At 66.4% G+C, this 14,888-nt stretch carries 18 protein-coding genes and 1 pseudogene; 13 read left to right on the top strand and 6 right to left on the bottom strand.

The window, feature by feature from the left end; genetic code table 11:
- The first annotated feature begins 563 nt into the window (after positions 1–563).
- Both ACQKIP_RS08130 and ACQKIP_RS08125 read left to right on the top strand, forming a co-directional pair.
- A complete protein-coding gene (locus tag ACQKIP_RS08130) occupies positions 564–1,166 on the top strand; it encodes a hypothetical protein (protein ID WP_365866901.1) in 603 nt (200 codons plus the stop codon).
- A 154-nt stretch (positions 1,167–1,320) separates the two neighbouring features.
- Positions 1,321–1,806 (top strand): hypothetical protein, encoded by a 486-nt coding sequence (locus ACQKIP_RS08125; RefSeq protein WP_427742538.1) that lies wholly within the window; start codon positions 1,321–1,323, stop codon positions 1,804–1,806.
- Positions 1,807–2,061: 255 nt separating this feature from the next.
- Here the strand turns inward: ACQKIP_RS08125 and ACQKIP_RS08120 are convergent, their stop codons facing one another.
- Positions 2,062–2,259: an effector-associated constant component EACC1 gene (locus tag ACQKIP_RS08120; protein ID WP_365866899.1), complete on the bottom strand. Its 198-nt coding sequence runs from the start codon at positions 2,257–2,259 to the stop codon at positions 2,062–2,064.
- A 217-nt stretch (positions 2,260–2,476) separates the two neighbouring features.
- On the opposite strand from ACQKIP_RS08120, the gene tap reads away from it, so the two are divergent.
- The 3 genes from tap (at position 2,477) to ACQKIP_RS08105 (ending at position 6,485) form a co-directional block, all read left to right on the top strand.
- On the top strand, positions 2,477–4,675 hold the full coding sequence (tap, locus tag ACQKIP_RS08115) for a telomere-associated protein Tap (RefSeq protein WP_365866897.1): 2,199 nt from the start codon (positions 2,477–2,479) through the stop codon (positions 4,673–4,675).
- Between the two features lie 3 nt (positions 4,676–4,678).
- Positions 4,679–5,236 carry a telomere-protecting terminal protein Tpg gene (gene tpg, locus ACQKIP_RS08110; RefSeq protein WP_365866895.1) on the top strand — a complete coding sequence of 186 codons (558 nt, stop codon included), beginning with the start codon at positions 4,679–4,681 and terminating at the stop codon, positions 5,234–5,236.
- A 94-nt stretch (positions 5,237–5,330) separates the two neighbouring features.
- Positions 5,331–6,485, top strand: a complete 1,155-nt coding sequence (locus ACQKIP_RS08105; RefSeq protein ID WP_365866893.1) for a hypothetical protein — start codon at positions 5,331–5,333, stop codon at positions 6,483–6,485.
- A gap of 179 nt (positions 6,486–6,664) precedes the next feature.
- Here ACQKIP_RS08105 and ACQKIP_RS08100 read toward each other — a convergent pair whose 3' ends face one another.
- The 3 genes from ACQKIP_RS08100 to ACQKIP_RS08090 form a co-directional block, all read right to left on the bottom strand.
- The gene (locus ACQKIP_RS08100) at positions 6,665–7,042 is read right to left on the bottom strand and encodes a fic family toxin-antitoxin system, toxin component (RefSeq protein ID WP_365866892.1); all 378 of its coding nucleotides are present in this window, start codon (positions 7,040–7,042) and stop codon (positions 6,665–6,667) included.
- On the bottom strand, positions 7,039–7,329 hold the full coding sequence (locus ACQKIP_RS08095; RefSeq protein ID WP_365866890.1) for a DUF1778 domain-containing protein: 291 nt from the start codon (positions 7,327–7,329) through the stop codon (positions 7,039–7,041). The genes ACQKIP_RS08100 and ACQKIP_RS08095 overlap by 4 nt, the downstream gene beginning before the upstream one ends.
- 216 nt (positions 7,330–7,545) lie before the next feature.
- Positions 7,546–7,845: a WhiB family transcriptional regulator gene (locus tag ACQKIP_RS08090; RefSeq protein ID WP_365866888.1), complete on the bottom strand. Its 300-nt coding sequence runs from the start codon at positions 7,843–7,845 to the stop codon at positions 7,546–7,548.
- Between the two features lie 353 nt (positions 7,846–8,198).
- Between ACQKIP_RS08090 and ACQKIP_RS08085 the strand changes: the two are divergent.
- Together ACQKIP_RS08085 and ACQKIP_RS08080 are read left to right on the top strand one after the other, a co-directional pair.
- Positions 8,199–8,575 (top strand): annotated as a pseudogene (locus ACQKIP_RS08085) (transposase family protein); the annotation flags it as partial.
- Positions 8,576–9,287: 712 nt separating this feature from the next.
- Positions 9,288–10,088: a hypothetical protein gene (locus ACQKIP_RS08080; protein ID WP_365866886.1), complete on the top strand. Its 801-nt coding sequence runs from the start codon at positions 9,288–9,290 to the stop codon at positions 10,086–10,088.
- On the opposite strand, the gene ACQKIP_RS08075 is transcribed toward ACQKIP_RS08080, so the two are convergent.
- Positions 10,031–11,211, bottom strand: a protein-coding gene (locus tag ACQKIP_RS08075; protein ID WP_365866884.1) for an IS3 family transposase whose coding sequence is annotated in 2 segments (ribosomal slippage) — positions 10,031–10,947 and positions 10,947–11,211 — 1,182 coding nt in all. Because the reading frame shifts where the segments join, the coding sequence is not laid out codon by codon here. The genes ACQKIP_RS08080 and ACQKIP_RS08075 overlap by 58 nt on opposite strands.
- A 75-nt stretch (positions 11,212–11,286) precedes the next feature.
- Here ACQKIP_RS08075 and ACQKIP_RS08070 point away from each other — a divergent pair.
- The 3 genes from ACQKIP_RS08070 (at position 11,287) to ACQKIP_RS08060 (ending at position 12,645) form a co-directional block, all read left to right on the top strand.
- Positions 11,287–11,556: a hypothetical protein gene (locus tag ACQKIP_RS08070; protein ID WP_427742533.1), complete on the top strand. Its 270-nt coding sequence runs from the start codon at positions 11,287–11,289 to the stop codon at positions 11,554–11,556.
- Positions 11,557–11,580: 24 nt separating this feature from the next.
- Complete coding sequence (locus ACQKIP_RS08065) at positions 11,581–11,853, top strand: hypothetical protein (RefSeq protein WP_365866880.1); 273 nt, start codon at positions 11,581–11,583, stop codon at positions 11,851–11,853.
- A 333-nt stretch (positions 11,854–12,186) separates the two neighbouring features.
- Positions 12,187–12,645 carry a hypothetical protein gene (locus ACQKIP_RS08060; RefSeq protein ID WP_365866878.1) on the top strand — a complete coding sequence of 153 codons (459 nt, stop codon included), beginning with the start codon at positions 12,187–12,189 and terminating at the stop codon, positions 12,643–12,645.
- Between the two features lie 37 nt (positions 12,646–12,682).
- On the opposite strand, the gene ACQKIP_RS08055 is transcribed toward ACQKIP_RS08060, so the two are convergent.
- Positions 12,683–12,850, bottom strand: a complete 168-nt coding sequence (locus tag ACQKIP_RS08055) for a hypothetical protein (RefSeq protein ID WP_365866953.1) — start codon at positions 12,848–12,850, stop codon at positions 12,683–12,685.
- On the opposite strand from ACQKIP_RS08055, the gene ACQKIP_RS08050 reads away from it, so the two are divergent.
- From ACQKIP_RS08050 to ACQKIP_RS08040, 3 genes are all read left to right on the top strand, one after another.
- Complete coding sequence (locus ACQKIP_RS08050) at positions 12,801–12,956, top strand: DUF5956 family protein (protein ID WP_365866949.1); 156 nt, start codon at positions 12,801–12,803, stop codon at positions 12,954–12,956. The two genes, ACQKIP_RS08055 and ACQKIP_RS08050, sit on opposite strands and share 50 nt — an antisense overlap.
- Positions 12,957–13,411: 455 nt before the next feature.
- A complete protein-coding gene (locus ACQKIP_RS08045; protein WP_365866876.1) occupies positions 13,412–13,855 on the top strand; it encodes a hypothetical protein in 444 nt (147 codons plus the stop codon).
- A 496-nt stretch (positions 13,856–14,351) separates the two neighbouring features.
- The coding region (locus ACQKIP_RS08040) for a transposase (RefSeq protein ID WP_365866874.1) at positions 14,352–14,888 on the top strand (537 nt) is incomplete at its 3' end.

Raw genomic sequence — 14,888 nt, 5'->3', positions numbered from 1 at the left:
CCTCTGAGTCGGATATGCGAGCAGCAGACCGGACACGAAGGTTCGGTACATACTCCACAATCCAGGGACGGCAAGCACCAGCTTCTCCGGAGAGTACGCACCGGACGTCCTGGCCTGGGTCGAGGCAATGCGCCGCTCCGCCCCACCTGCGAGCGAGGCGGCACGCCCCCTCCTCCGGCTCCTCGACGAACCATCCGCAACTCCTGTCAGCGCCTACGCCCGGAACACGCAACTCGACACACAAACAACCGAGTTCGCCCCCGCGGACGCCCACCGCCTCCACCACGAGACGCGGGATCTACTGACGGGGATCGGGGTAGCGCATGTCGGGTAGAACGAGTTCGCAAATGCCAACTGGTCGTAGGGATACTGCATGTATCAGAAAATTCCTGCGCTACTGTTCACATGTGCGGCAAATTGGAAACTTCATAAATCCCTGAGTGCAACCCTCAGGTCCGGCTCAAATTCCTTCACGGGGCCTTGGCCATAAACAATGGGCGCACCTAGGTTCATGATCACGTACCTCTCCGGGGTCAGGAGAGGAATTGAATTGGGGGAATTCTGTGAACCATGGATCTAAGTTCGGGATCCTCGCCGGTGTAATCACCTTGAGTGCGCTTGCCGCAAGCCCGGCGACGGCGAGTCCGGAAAACCAGGACGCAGCACGCAGCGCATTGTCCGCCGACGCATCCGGCGCAAATGCCCCCGAGGGGTACTTCATCCCTGGGCCCGATACGATCGTGAAGCGGGACTCGTCGCCGCAGCCCGCCCCTGCGGACTCGGGTATCTCCGCGAAGGGCACTACCTACAAGGTGACGGCCGGGGCATCCTCGGAGAGCTGCGGGACCACAAAGATTCAGAAGACGAGCGGTGCGGGGAAGACAACGCTGGTGCTGACGGTCGAAGAGTCCGTCGAGGCCGAGGTCAGCACGGAAGTCAAGGTGGATGCCGAAGTGGTTTCGGCAGGTGTCGGATTCTCCACGACCCGCAAATATGGCGTGTCGGATCAGACGCGTTATGAGGTCCCCAAGGGTAAACACGGGACGATCGAGGCCTACCCGCTCTACGACAATTACCCCATCAAGATCTACAAGAATGGAAAGAAGGCCGGGGCGGGCACCGTCCTGAAGCCGGTTGGCGTGTGCTTCAATCAGTGGTCTGAGTAGCACCGCGCATAACGAGGAGCCCGCAGTGAGTCACAAGGTCCGATTGATCCCTATCGGTATTGCGCTCGGCTTCTCATGTGTGGCGTGCACGGGCGGGGAGGGTGCGTCCAGCGCCCCCTCGTCCACCGCATCATCGCCGGACCAGCCCTCCGGTTTGCGCGATGCGCCCGAGATCAGCGTAAGCGGCGACCCGTTTGCTGAACTTGACGACGCGCGTCCCTCTGCCGAACGTCGAGCCATCGGCGAACTCCATAAGGGCGGAGAGCGGCTCATCGCCTATACCGAAGGCGGCAGGTGCGGGCTCCTGGTGACCCGCTCCGGAAACGAGAAGGGCCCGGTCCTCTCCCTCGACACCGCTATGCCGAAGAGTGACGACCAGGGAAGCTCCAAGATGCCGGCCGGCCCTTACCTGAAGTCTTCGGCAACCGGCTCCGGAGCATCGAAGCCATGGGCCTCGATGTCCTGCGGCAAGAACGCCATGGTCATCGAGTACTCGTCACACGGCACGGGGAACCCCTCGAAACCCCGCGGTTCTGTCTCCACCGCCGAGGGCCCAGAGGGAAGCCACTCCCTCTTTGTCGCCGTCGGCGAAGAGGGAGCCAGGAAGAAGATTCTCTCCGCTCTGCCCCCAGGTCCCTGATTCGGTGAAGGGGCACGACGCCGCCTACCTGAGGAGGCCGTCTACTTGGGGTGCCGGAATCCAGGCGCCTCTGCCCACGCCCGAAGAAATCGGGCAGACCCGTACCGGCCTCGCGAGGCTCGGTCACGGTCACCAGGACTCCCGGAAGGTCGGCGACGATCGGCACCTGGTCCTCGCGCACTTCGGCGTTCGCCACGCCGCCGATGAACAGGGCCTGCGACCGAGCGGGCACCGGAAGCCGGGACATAGTTCCCCCTACTGCCCGTCGAGCAGTTGCTCCACCAGGCGCTGCGCTTCATCCGGGGGGACCCCGGCGATCGTCGCCTTGCGGCCGTTGTCGAGTTCCACTGTCACGGTCGGCTCCTGCGGGCGGGTGGTCCGCCACGAGTCGATGGAGACCCCAGCGAGGCAGGTGTCGGCACAGGAGCCCGAGGACCAGGTGCGACGCTTCATGGAACAGAGCACGGCCACTGATCCCCGCATGGGCGCAGAAGGGCCCTGACTGCTCAACCTTCGGTGGCACGCGCTCAGGGTTCGATGGCGCAGGACAGCGGGCTCGGGTTGGGGTCAGACCGGAGGGTTTGGGACTGGGGATTCGCGCGACCCAATGCGCGATTCACGTGCGATCCAAGGAGCGTTTGATATAGGGTCTCTAGTGGAGGTGACTTCTGTGCCCACTGACGAGAACGAGCTGTTCGGTGCCGTCGATGCGCTGCTGGAGCAAGTCGCGCAGGACGACCTGCCGGTCCCCGCGGAGCGCAAGCGCCTGCGGGAGGCGGCGGGCCTGAGCCAGGCCCAGATCGCCACGGCGCTGGACGCGCGCCGGGAGGCGGTGGGGAACTGGGAGAGCGGGCGGACCGAGCCGCGGCCGCCCAAGCGCGCCGCGTACGCCCGGTTGTTGGAGGGCCTCGCTGCCCGCTTCCCCTCTCCGGCCGTCGACGCGCCCCCGACGCCCGAGGCCGCGGAGGTGTTCACCGGCCCCGCGCCCGTTCCCGCGCCGACGGCCGAAGCGCCGGCGGCACCGGCGCCGACTGCTGCCGGACGACCGGCACCCGCCGCGAAACCCGCCCCCTCGTCGCGGCGCCCGGGTGCGAAGAAGGCGGCGGCGAAGACGACCACGGCGTCGGCGGCCGCTGTCGACCCGCGTTTCGAGCATGGCCCGCTCGCGGTGATCGACTGCGAGGACGGGCAGGTGTCGGCGTACTGCGTCGGCGGCCTGGTCCTGGACGTGCCCGCCAAGTCGATCCCGGCGCTGGTCGACTGGACGCTGACCGAGGCCCGGCTCGGGCAGGCCCGGCTGCACCGTAACGGTCGTGACGCCGACCCGATCCTCGTCCTCACCGCGTCCGCGCTGGAGCGTTACGGCCTGCCCGCCGCCCTGTCGGACCAGGAACAGCGCCACGGCCGGCTCGCGGACAGCCACAAGGTGGTCAAGCAGATCGGCAAGGCCGGCCTCCAGCTCACCCAGCGCGGCTTCGGTCCGTGGGCCCGTGTCTACCGTGAGCCCGAGGGCTCCAGGCGGCGCTGTGTCCAGCTGTGCATCCTGCCCTGGAACGCGCTGGACGCCCGCGAGTGGGACCGCCGGGACGCCCCGCAACTGCCGACGATGCACCCGGCCGACCTCGCCCGCTACCTCGGCCTGTACGCGGAGCGGGTGATGACGCCGCGCGGCACCACCGCGACGACCGGCCTGGAACTGATGACCGCGCTGCGCCCGCCGACCCGCGCGGAAAAGGACGAGGCAACCGGCGAGTTCAAGCGGGCTTTCAACGCCGATGCGCTCACCCGGCTCTACCCCGTGGTGGAGTGCGAGGTCCCCGACGAACACCCCGTTCTCAAGGGCAAGTTCGCCCGCCACCACCTGCGTACCCCGGCCGAGATGCTGATGGAGGAGCCCTACGACTGGTGCCGGCCGCTGACCGACGAAGAGTGCATGAACCCCTACCTGGTCGCGGTCGACATCAACATGTCGTTCGCCGCTGCCGCGAACGGCCTCACCGTCGGGCTGAACGGCCCCACCCGCCTGACCGGGGACCCGAAGTTCGACGCGTCGCTGCCCGGCTCGTGGCTGGTCGACCTGTCCCACGTCGACCTGTCCAGCGTGCCGGTCAACGGCCGCACCGTAGACGGCGACCGGCTGCCCTCGCCGTTCACGCCGAAGGGCGAGCACCCCGAGGGCCCGGCCTGGTACGCCACCCCGACCGTCGCCTACGCGGTGGAGCTCGGCTTCGACGTCGCGCCGATCGAGGCGTACGTGCGCACGCAGAGCGGCCGCTACCTGGACGGCTGGTACAAGCGGCTGCGCGATGCGTACGTGGCCACGATGGCCGACCTGGGGGTCACCACCGACCTCGGCGGAAGCGAGTTCCTCGAGGCGATGGCGCGTTCCCGGAGCGTCGACCCGACCATGAGCCTGCTGGCGACCGCGATCAAGGCGACGGCGAAGGGCGGCATCGGCAAGCTGCGCCAGCGCAGCCGCGGCCAGGTGCCGTACTACGAGCCCTACCCGGCGCTCAACCGGGAGACATGGCGCCCCGACATCCGGGCCGCCGTACTGGCCAACCAGCGGATCGGCCTGCACCGCAAGCTGATGAAGACGGCGGCCGCCACCGACCTCTACCCCGTCGCGATCGGCACCGACGCGATCGTCTACCCCTCGCCCTGCCCGTCCCCCCTGGACGTCCTGCCGCACACGCCCGAAGGCAAGCCCGCGCCGGGCACGTTCCGGCTCGGCATCTCGCCCGGGATGGTCAAGCACCAGGGCACCCGGACCGTCCTGTGGGCGGAAGAGCAATTCGAGGAGCGCGGCGGCGTCTTCAACACCGCCAACCTCATCAAGACCGACCAGAACGCCGGAGCAGGGGAGTAACCCATGGTCGACTCGGTCGGGGACAGCCTGGACCACGCACTGGAAGGAGCGTTCACCCGCCGCATCCCCCAAAGCGCTCAGGCGCAGATGAAATACCTGGTCAAGCAGCTCAAGGGCACCAAGGCCGCCGCCCGGGTGCTCGGAATCTCCCAGCGCACCGTGGAACGCTACGTGGCGGGCAAGCTCAAACGACCCCGCAAGGACCTCCGCGGACGCCTCGAACGCGAGGTCAAGAAGCGCTGGCAGCCACAGATCCGCGCGAAGGCAAGGAAGAAGGCCGCGTCCACGGACGGCCTGGTCCTCTCCACCCGCGCCCGCTTCGGATTCACCGCCGAACCGGGCACAACCGACGACGCCCGGATCCGCGACATCACCCAGGCCCTGACCCCCGAGTGGGCCGACCGCCTGTTCACCGCCCGCGAGCAGGGCGCCAACGAACAACAACTCCAGCAAATCGCAGCCGACGGCCTCGCCCAGATGTACTTCCGCGCCAACAACAGCCGCGCACACGGCCTCGGAGTGGAGTTCACCGACGTGGAGCACATCGACATCGAGTTGTAGCGCCCCCACGAGTGAGCGCTCTACCTGGCGTGGCATGCGAGCTCGAAGGCCAGGTAGAGCGCTCACTCGTCTCTCAGGGCCGAGGAACCCTCGGATGGGCGATGATGTTGCGGTGAGTCTGGACCTGAGCAACTACGAACTCCTGTGGCCTGCAACGTTGTTCGCGTCCGAGGGCGAGCGGGTACTCACGTCCCCGGATGCCTCATGGGAGGACCGGGCGATATGGCTCATGACGGAGGCCCTGGCCGGCACCACGGCGGTCGCCGACTTCGAAGAAATGCCCCGCCAGAGCGGCGTGACCGCTTACAACCCGTGGACCTCCGATCCGTTCGACACTGGCCTGCGAACAGGGATGAACCGGCGGGAGTGGTTCACCGAGCTGGTCAACCGCGCAGCCGACCTCCGACACGCTGCTGCACCACGGCCGTACTGGCCACAGCGCCGCGGCAACTTTCCGCCCCACGAGGGCACCACGCAGCGCGACGCCCGGCGCGACTTCGCCCGGATCATCCACGAACTCGACGACCACGGTTACCTGGTCGAAGTGTTCGGTGAAGAGTGCATCGACGATCCCAACGACCTTCCGAACGCTGCCGAAGTGATCGACCGACGCCTCGGCATCCCCGACCTGAGGCCACTGGCTCCAGAGACATGGGACGAGGAAACCTTCTACGGACTCATCGAGGTGTTTCACGACCTGGTCAGCCGCCCACGGATGCGTCGCTTCCACGACTACGGCGCCTGCGGCTGGCACCACCACCAGTTCCACAACGGCCCGGCCCGAGTCCTATACCGGTGGAAGGTCAATCAGCTGTTGCGCGACGCCGGCATCGACTACGAGCTCGCTGCCGAAGGCGAGGACCTCGGGCGCCTGGTCGCTGTCACCGACGATGCCCGCAGTGCACTGGCCCGCAGTGCACTCAACAACAGCGCCGCCCCGGACATCACCAATCGGATCCGCCATGCGATCGCGTTGTTCCGCGGACGCGACACGACGACAGAGGGTAAGAGGTCGGCGATCGTGACCCTGGCCGGCATCCTCGAGGAACGACGCGCCCTGCTCAAAGAACAGCTCGGCAAGCCTGACGAGGGGGCGTTGTTCGAGATCGCTAACCGCTACGACCTGCGTCACCGCAAGGCCGAACAGCGCGGCGACTACGACGAAGCATTCCTGGACTGGATCTTCTGGTGGTACCTCGCCACGGTAGAGCTGACCAATCGCCTGATCGCGTCGCGGACGCCTGACTGACCCTCAGAGCCAAGAACCCCACCGCTGATCTCGCGTAACTCGCAGTTGGCCGCAGACCCTCTCTGCGAGCCGATGGCTCCCGAGGGGCTACGCCCCGGCGCGGTGCGTACCGGCGCTCAGCTCCGAACCCGGCGACTGCGCAGACCCTGGCCGGCGCCAGTCCAGATGTGCCGGACCCTTCAGTCCACCGTCCAGTCGCGTAGTTGGCGGGCGATCCGGGCGACGCCGACCGCGCCGGAGGCAGCGTCGCGCACCAGCGCGACGGCGTCCTTGGGCGGGTATGCGAGGTGGCGTTCGTTGAGAGCGAGGTAGCCCTGGGTGGAGTGCCAGGCGAAGGCTTCGTTGGAGTGTTCCAGAGACGGCAGCTTCGCCAGGGTCTGCAGCAGGGCGCCGGCTTTGAGGTGCAGGGAGCCGTAGATCTCCCGCTCCATCGCCTGGGCATTGACCCGGGCGACAGCGGCGTAGAGCGGGCCGAGATCGTCGAATTGGGGATCACCCTCCAGCAGCTCGGCGGCGTGCAGCAGGAACGTGACATGGAGCGGTTGGGGCTCGGTCACGCGGCGTGTCCCTGGTCGCGGGGCTCGAGCTCGCGCATCGCCTGCTGCTCGGCCGCCCGGTACTCGGCGGAGGGGTCCGCCGCCTCGGCCGCGAAGGCCGCTGCGCTGTGGTCCATGGAGGCCTTGAATCCCTCCAGGAATCGCGTTTCGACGGCGGTGGCCCGGGCGTAGGCGGCCGAGAGGATGTACTCCTGCAGGCTGACTCCCTCCTGCGCCGCAGCGGCTGCGATGGCTTCCCGCTGCTCGGGGTCTGGAAAGCGTAGGTTCATGGCTTTGGGCTTCGTCATGGTGCCCACGGTACCAGCGGTACCGCACGCACGTCTCAGGACGGCGCGGACTGTCCGGGCCCCACGCCTCGGCGAGGGCGCGTCCGCCGTCCCGCTGCCTTGGATCGGCCACGCCGCCGTGCCGTAGAACTGCTCGATCCCCCTGATCAGCCCGGCCGGCGACCCTGCATCGCTCGTCTCGGCAGGCCGGATCTCAACCTTCATCCGCAGCCCGGCTCAGCCGGTTGCCCGCCGTGCCGCGTCGCCGCCCGCACGCCCCTGCCGCTCGTGCTCCGCACGCGCCATCTCCAGCAGTCGCCGCCAGGACGACACCGTGGGACGCCGGCGCAGCAGCGCACGCCGCTCCCGCTCCGTCATCCCGCCCCACACGCCGTGCTCGATGCGGGAATCGAGCGCATAGGCCAGGCACTCGGTGCGTACCGGGCAGCCGGAACAAACGGTCTTGGCCCGGTGCTGCTCCGCGCCCTGGACGAACAACTCGTCCGGGTCCGCTGTCCGGCATACCGCCCGCACCATCCACGACTCCCCAGCCTCCGAACCCACCCGCCCCGTCCTCTCCCCGTCCCGTGCCCGCCGCTCACCGGCCTCGGCAGGATCAAGACGCTATGCCAAACACGCGTGCCCCGGAACAGCGAATCCGGCACCAACCCCTATGCGTGACGGGCCCCTTGACGTACCAGGCGGTACATGACCATGACCGCACCACGACAGTCCGGGCGCCCGGCCCCGCGTCGTCCGGGCGCAGGCCCGCTTCCGATCGACGCGGCTCTCCTTCTGCCCTCAGACCGGGTGTCACCGGGCTGCGGCCCGCACCGCAGGCTCCCTGCCCCCGAGCCGCGACAGGACGCGCACCTCTCACGAGACCCGGCACCCGTAGGGTCGTCGTGATCGGCCAACCCGTGCCGGGCAATCGCAACGACTGCAAGGCGTGGGAGGAATCCGGCGCCAAGGCCGCGGTCGGAAGTGCGATGACGATCGCTGACTCGGAAGTACGATGACGATCGCTGACGGCGGCTATCCGGGCACCGGCCTCGTCATGCCCCACCGCCGCGCCCCGGGCGAGGAGTTGCCTGGGTGGAAGCAGGCTCACAACCGCTCCCACAAACAGGTACGCGCTCGCGTCGAGCACACCTTCGCCTCCATGAAGAACTGGAAGATCCTCCGCGGCTGTCGCCTCAAGGGCGCGGGAGTCCATCACGCCACGCTCGGCATCGCCCGCCTGCACAACCTCAACCTCGTCGGCTGAACGAGAAGGCCCTCAGCAGTCGCCCACTTGACTCGGCTCGAAGATCTTTGCCGGACAAGCCTCAGGCTGGCACATCGACGCCACTGCCTGCCGGTATCGGCCTGTCGGAAGGCACCTCACGAAGCCAACGGGGCCAGCGCGGGGGCGAGTTCGGTGGGAGGTGCGGTGTTCTCGTGGAACGGTTCGCGGTGCCGGTGGCTGTGACAGGGCTGTGCGCGAGTGTCTGGTCACGGCCCCGGGCGGCGAGAGCGCGGCCGGCCGGGCCGGCGACACGGGCAACCGGGGTATGACTTGCCGCGGGCGAAGCGCAGGCTGCTCGGATGATGAAGCCTGCCGTGTCGCCGGGGTTCGGGCGGCCGGTGTCCGGTCTGCAGGTCAGGGGCGCCATTCTTCAGTGGTTGCCGCTGCGGATTCTGGACCGGGGGTGCTGCTTGCTCGGAGAGCGGAGCCGCCGGAGTGGAGGTGTGCAACCTCTGACGGGTTTGCGGCATCGCAGGTTGCGTCTACTTTATACCTGGGATTAAAAGGTTATACACGGTAAAAACCTTGATTCTGAGGGATATTTGAGGCAAATTTATGACTTCGGCCACAGCGCGCCCCTTCTGGATGTGATGGAGTTGATCTTGACCACGAGGCCCGGCAAGCGCCCCTCGCCCTGACTGGGCTGGGTTGCGAGCTATGCCTGAAAAGCACGTTCAAAGGAGTACGGCGCGTGCACAACAGCACACACCGTCGCCAGTTCAGCAAGCTCTCCCTTGCTGCCGTATCCGCCACTGTTGGGGCAGCGCTCATCGCCTCCGCGATCCCGGCCAGCGCCGCCACCGCCACCAAGCCTTCGGATAGCGCGGCCCAGGCCGCCGCTGTCGTGGAATCTGCCACGGGGACGGCCGACATCGCTGCGTCAATGGCGGCTCCGGGCACGCCGGCCAAGGCAGTTACCGCTACGGACGGAGCTGCCCTCACGGTCATTGCACCGGAGAAGGCGGACGGCGCCCTCCAAGCCGCTGACGACAACGGCTCTTCCTTCGGCCTCACCCTGCCGGGCGCCAAGGATGTTGTCGGAGTCAAGGCTGGATCGGGCACCGTGGTTTACCCCGACGCCGCCGCCGCGACGGACATCGCCGTGCAGCCGACCAAGGACGGTGGAGCCCGCGCCCTGGTCACGCTCAAAGATGACAAGGCCGCCGGGACCCATCGTTTCCAGCTCAACCTCCCGCAGGACGCGAGCATCACCGAAGACGGCCAGGGCGGCTTCGAGATCACTCGCGAGGCCGGCGAGGGCATTCACGTCCCGGTTGCCACGATCGACGCGCCGTGGGCCAAGGACGCGCACGGCAAGAGCGTTCCCACCAGTTACAAGCTGGATGGCACTGATCTCATCCAGACCATTGAGACCGGCAAGGAGACCGCATTGAGGGGCCTTGCGTTCTCCGGACAGGCTTCTGACCGTCTATTTCACGCGGCGATTCGCAACTTCTCGTATTCGGCGTGGACTTCGCGCGGAGGACGGTAACCCACCGCCGAGTGGAGGCGTTTGCGATTGTACCAGAATTCGATGTAGCGAGTGATGTCCTGCCGGGCCGCCTCACGGGTCAGGTAAGTCTCCCTTGATACGCGTTCGTTCTTCAGGGCGCCGAAGAATGATTCGGCCATGGCGCTGTCAAAACAGATTCCGGTGCGGCCGGAAGATCTGCGGAGCCCGAGCCGGTCGAGCGTCTTCCCGAACTCGGCTGACATGTAGTTGCTTCCGCGGTCGGAGTGAAATATCGAGCCGGCCGAGATGCTCCTGTTCCGTGCAGCGTTGCGGATCGCCCTGGATATCAATGAGGTTTGGTAGTGGTCGTCTATCGCGTAACCGATGACTTCTTTCGTGCAGCAGTCGATGACGGTTGCGAGGTACAGCCAGCCTTCTCCGGTCGCGATATAGGTAATGTCTCCGACGAGCTTCTTGCCGGGCACATCCGCGGTGAAGTCGCCGCCGACGAGGTCTGGCACCTGGCCGGCCGCGGCCTGAGTGAGGTTGAACCTTTTCGGCCGTGGCAGGCAAGTCACCAGGCCCAGTTCGCGCATGAGGCGGCGGACCAGCTCCACGCCGGCGGCGACGCCCCAGCGATGCAGCTGGGCCTGGATGCGCCGGTGCCCGTAGGTGCTGTCGGACATGGCGAAGGCTTTCTCGATGAGCAATTTCAGTTCTTCGCGCCGCTGAGCTGTCGCGGATTCCGGGCGGGATCTCCAGTCGTAGTAGCCGGATCTGGAGACGCCGAGTCGGCCGCACATGAACTCGACGCTGTATGCGTACTTCTCGGTGTCGAGCCGCATCTCGTCGATGAACTCGTACTTGCTTGCTACCGGGGATCCTTCGCGAAGTACGCTGCGGCTTTTTTCAGGAAGGTAACTTCCATCTCCAGCTCGCGGTTGCGCCGTTCGAGTTCCTTCAGGCGCGCCCGCTCGTTCACCGTCAGTTCCGCATTGGGGGCCGGTTCCTGCTGCTTCTGGTACTTCTTCACCCAGCCGCGTAGCGTCTCCGGGTTCAGGTCAAGCTCCCTGGCGACTTCGGAGATCTTCTTACTTGACCTCAACGCGATCTGGACGGCTTCCTCTCGGAACTCCGGTGTGTACTTACTGGGTGGCGCCACTTCTTCCTCGTTTCCTTGTTCAGGACAACCCTATTGGGTGCCTGTCCGGAAACTTCGTGGCCCCTCACATTCCCGGTGGTCGCTGACCCCAAGATGACGTGGGGCATCGTGACGGGCACTGCGTACTTCAACAAGAAGGAGACCAAGGCGATCGCCGACAACGGCGCTCTGTCCGGTGTGGTCTCTGGCTTCCTCCCGCCGGGTCTGAACATCTACTGGGGTGCACACGCCGCGGTCATCACCACGACGGCGCTCAAGGCGAAGAACGCCAAGAAGTGCATCAAGGTCAAGTTCGCGGCTGGGATATTCATCCCGGGCCAGTACTCCGGTGGACACTGCAAGTAGTAACAACAGCAACACGATCGGAGAATGGCTTTGAGCAGCTCGTGGCTCATCTACAGCGGAGCCCTGATGGTGCTCCTGTCTATCGGGGTCCTGTTTTACGTAGGCAGACCTATGACACCCGCCTGGCGTGACACCACGTCGATAGCCTGCGGCATCATCGTCTTTGCCGTGGTGTGTGTTCTGGCTCTGCTCCTTCACGCACCGGCTCAGATTGCGGTGTCCGGGGCGTGCTTCTGGATGGCTGCAGCCATCACCAGCGTGCATGCCATGCGCGGCCGTATCAGCTCGCAAAGCTGACCACGACGGGCCCGCACCCTCGGCACGAAATCGCCAGGAGTGCGGGCCGTTTTGCGTTGCACCGGGCATGTAGCCATTGTGGCGGTGTTGCTGATCCTGACGCAGAAAGATGGCACCAGGGCCCAGCCGCAGGCCTCATTCGGTGTCGCACGAACAGATACCTCCCCGTGCTACCGGTAGTTCGTGAAATCCGGCGGTAGAGGTCGATGCCGGCGGTGCAGCCAGCGGAACGCAATTTGCACGGCTCCGGTGGCGTGCGGCGTCGTGCACTTGATCGCCGCCCGGAGCATCGCACGGTTACTTGCGGAGGAGTCGGCTCGTAGTCTGCAAGGCATGACGACGCTTGCGAGCGGCACCGCGACCATCGACCGGTCGGTCCTCGGCGTCGATGAGGACCGTCGGCCGGATGAGGCCGAGCGGCCCTATTGGACGGATCTGCCCATGGACGGGGAACCAGTTCACGTCAGCCATGCGACGGCTTTGGTCAGGAGTGCAGCCCAGGCACACGATGCGACTGTCACCGTGGAGCTGGGGCAGTCGCCGTCCCATTCAGATGAGGGCTGCGTATTGCTCGGCGAGTGGGCCTACCAGAGCGGCAGCGGCGAGGCAGGGATCTACACTCTGGACGACAAGGAACTGGATTTTACGCTGCCCAGCGACAGCCAGTTCACGTTGCGCATCTGGCGGCAGGGCGGCGAGATCGCCGGAAAACGATTTCGGCAACTGATGGGCGTCGAGTACCCCATCACAGGGCTTGAGGACTATCGGTTCCTCTTCACGCCAAGCAATTAGCCGTGCGCGGTGGCCCCGGTGTCACCGTCACCGTTACCTACAGGGCCCGCATCCCGAAGGTGTCGCCGTCCAGGATGCGCTCCTGACCGTAGAACCGGGCCCGGAATCCTCCGGCCTTGGAGTTGTCGAGTTCAGGAACGTACCGGACGGAGAAGTTGCCATCTCCCTTGCCCGCCCCTTCACAGGCGGATATCGACCAGGACATCGACGCATACCTGGCGGAGGCCGGTATCTCCCCGCGCCCGGCAGGGGGTCACTTTTCAACCGCCGGAACCCTGCGGTCCATGCGTTGCCGGGTGAGGCGCTCATAGGGGACAGCCGTTCTCCGGGTGGCGGGGTTGCCGGACGCAGCGCCGCCCGCCTGCCCGGCTCCAAGGGCCCGCAGGAGACTATGGTCCACACGCCTGAAGGGGGAGCTGGTGCCGATCCTGGTGGACAGTCCGGGCGAGCCGGTCGTGGCTTGCTGGACCCCCGGCGACAGCCGAGAGATCTGGTACCTCATCCCTGATGCGGTTGACTGGAACACCATGGTCGACTGGATTGTCCAGAAGGCTCTGCCCGAGGACGTCCGGCCGCGCTGCGCCGCGTCCGGTCCCCGCACAGTGCCAGTGCTGACCTGGAGACCCCCGCAGAGAGAAAGCCCGCACCGTCCTCGAGGGAACTGGAACGCCGCTGCATCGAGGACGGGGCTCGCGTACCTCTCGTTGCCGCGGGCGCCTGGGGCTTGCGGGCGGACGGCGTCTGTTCCTTACCCGAAGGAGGGCAAGTGCCCGCACTGGTCGATGCTGTTGATGTCCGCCCACTCGTCTCGTACCGGACCATCCAAGTCGGCCCCATCCTGTTCGAAGAAGCGCCGGCGGAAGACGAGATCATCCAGGTTCCCGGCGACGGGCTGGCTCTGACGTCCAGCGACAACGACTTCTTTCCGCTGGTACGTCTGGAAATCTGGGACGGAGCCCCGGGGAGGCCGGATGGAGCCTGGGAGTACGAGCGGGATTTCTGTGCCCCCCTGACGGACTGCTTTGTCGTCATTGACCTCAACGGCAGGACACAGGGCGAGATCACAGTAGAGCCAGGGGACCATCACATCCGTGTGCTGTGTCGCGGGCGGATGCATCGTGGGGCGTCCCTGGCCCTGGATCCCTTCCCTCCAGCAGGTCCTCATGAGGACCCGCTGGAGTTCTGGGTGATCCAAATGTGGCCTGCCTGAAGAATCCACCGCAGTCCCGGATTGTCAGTTTGGGCTGGCGGGGCGACCGGCCACGTCTCGCGCCGGCACGGCATTTGGCGTGCCGTCACCCTGACCTGCCTGACGCTGCCGGGGGGTGCCTCTGTGTCCTTGGTCAAGGGAAACGGGCGTGCGTTGGGTCGGCGGTCTGGGCAGCATGGCGGGGTGGCTGATCTGCGGTGGGATGACGTGAAGTGCTTCTTCGACCTGGACTGGATGGGGTCGTTGCCGGACGTGCGTGTCCCGGATGTCTCGGTGGAGGACTGGCAGGCGGTCCTCGACCTTGTCGCGGAGAAGGGCTGGAAGTGCCAGTACTCCGAGGATGGTGCCCCGCCGAGTGGTGTAGGCGGTCGGGCGTTGGAATGCGCGGTTGTCTGCTCGGGGCGTGCGCCTGCTGACAGTGACTGCTCCCTGAACAGAGGCGGGCCATCGCGCAAGTCTCCCTGGTGAACGGCCAGTTCAACCGGAGGAGGACGCGATGGCCCTGTCCCAGTCTGACCTGATGCGGCTGCTGGAGTCACTACGTGCGGCCGACGGAGTCGAGTCGATCAGGGTGCTGTGCGAGCGCATCCTGCAGGAACTCATCGAGGCCGAGGCAACCGAAGCCATCGGGGCCGCCCCGCGCGAGCACACGAGCGAGCGCGCCACCTGGCGCAACGGGCACCGCGACCGGCTGCTGACATCGCAGGCCGGCGACCTGGACCTGAAGATCCCCAAGGTGCGGACCGGGTCGTTCTTCCCCTCGCTGCTGGAACGCCGGCGCCGGATCGACCGGGCCCTGTTCGCGGTGGTGATGGAGGCATACGTGCACGGTGTCTCGACGCGTTCGGTCGATGACCTGGTCAAGGCGCTGGGTGCGGACTCCGGCATCTCGAAATCCGAGGTCTCCAGGATCTGCGGCGAACTCGATGAGGAATTGCTCGCGTTCAGGGAACGGCCGCTGGATCACACCGTGTTCCCCTATGTGTTCCTGGACGCGACCTACTGCAAGGCCCGGGTGAATCACCGGATCGTG

The organism is Streptomyces sp. NPDC059900, assembly GCF_050270335.1.
Classification (GTDB): domain Bacteria; phylum Actinomycetota; class Actinomycetes; order Streptomycetales; family Streptomycetaceae; genus Streptomyces.
This window is presented reverse-complemented; position numbering and strand designations above follow the sequence as displayed.

Coding starts and splice junctions, on each gene's coding strand:
- ACQKIP_RS08120 (WP_365866899.1), bottom strand. CDS start 2,259: ATGAAGCGTCGCACCTGGTCCTCGGGCTCCTGTGCCGACACCTGCCTC.
- tpg (WP_365866895.1), top strand. CDS start 4,679: ATGGTCGACTCGGTCGGGGACAGCCTGGACCACGCACTGGAAGGAGCG.
- ACQKIP_RS08105 (WP_365866893.1), top strand. CDS start 5,331: ATGGGCGATGATGTTGCGGTGAGTCTGGACCTGAGCAACTACGAACTC.
- ACQKIP_RS08095 (WP_365866890.1), bottom strand. CDS start 7,329: ATGACGAAGCCCAAAGCCATGAACCTACGCTTTCCAGACCCCGAGCAG.
- ACQKIP_RS08090 (WP_365866888.1), bottom strand. CDS start 7,845: ATGGTGCGGGCGGTATGCCGGACAGCGGACCCGGACGAGTTGTTCGTC.
- ACQKIP_RS08065 (WP_365866880.1), top strand. CDS start 11,581: ATGGCTTTGAGCAGCTCGTGGCTCATCTACAGCGGAGCCCTGATGGTG.
- ACQKIP_RS08060 (WP_365866878.1), top strand. CDS start 12,187: ATGACGACGCTTGCGAGCGGCACCGCGACCATCGACCGGTCGGTCCTC.
- ACQKIP_RS08055 (WP_365866953.1), bottom strand. CDS start 12,850: ATGTCCTGGTCGATATCCGCCTGTGAAGGGGCGGGCAAGGGAGATGGC.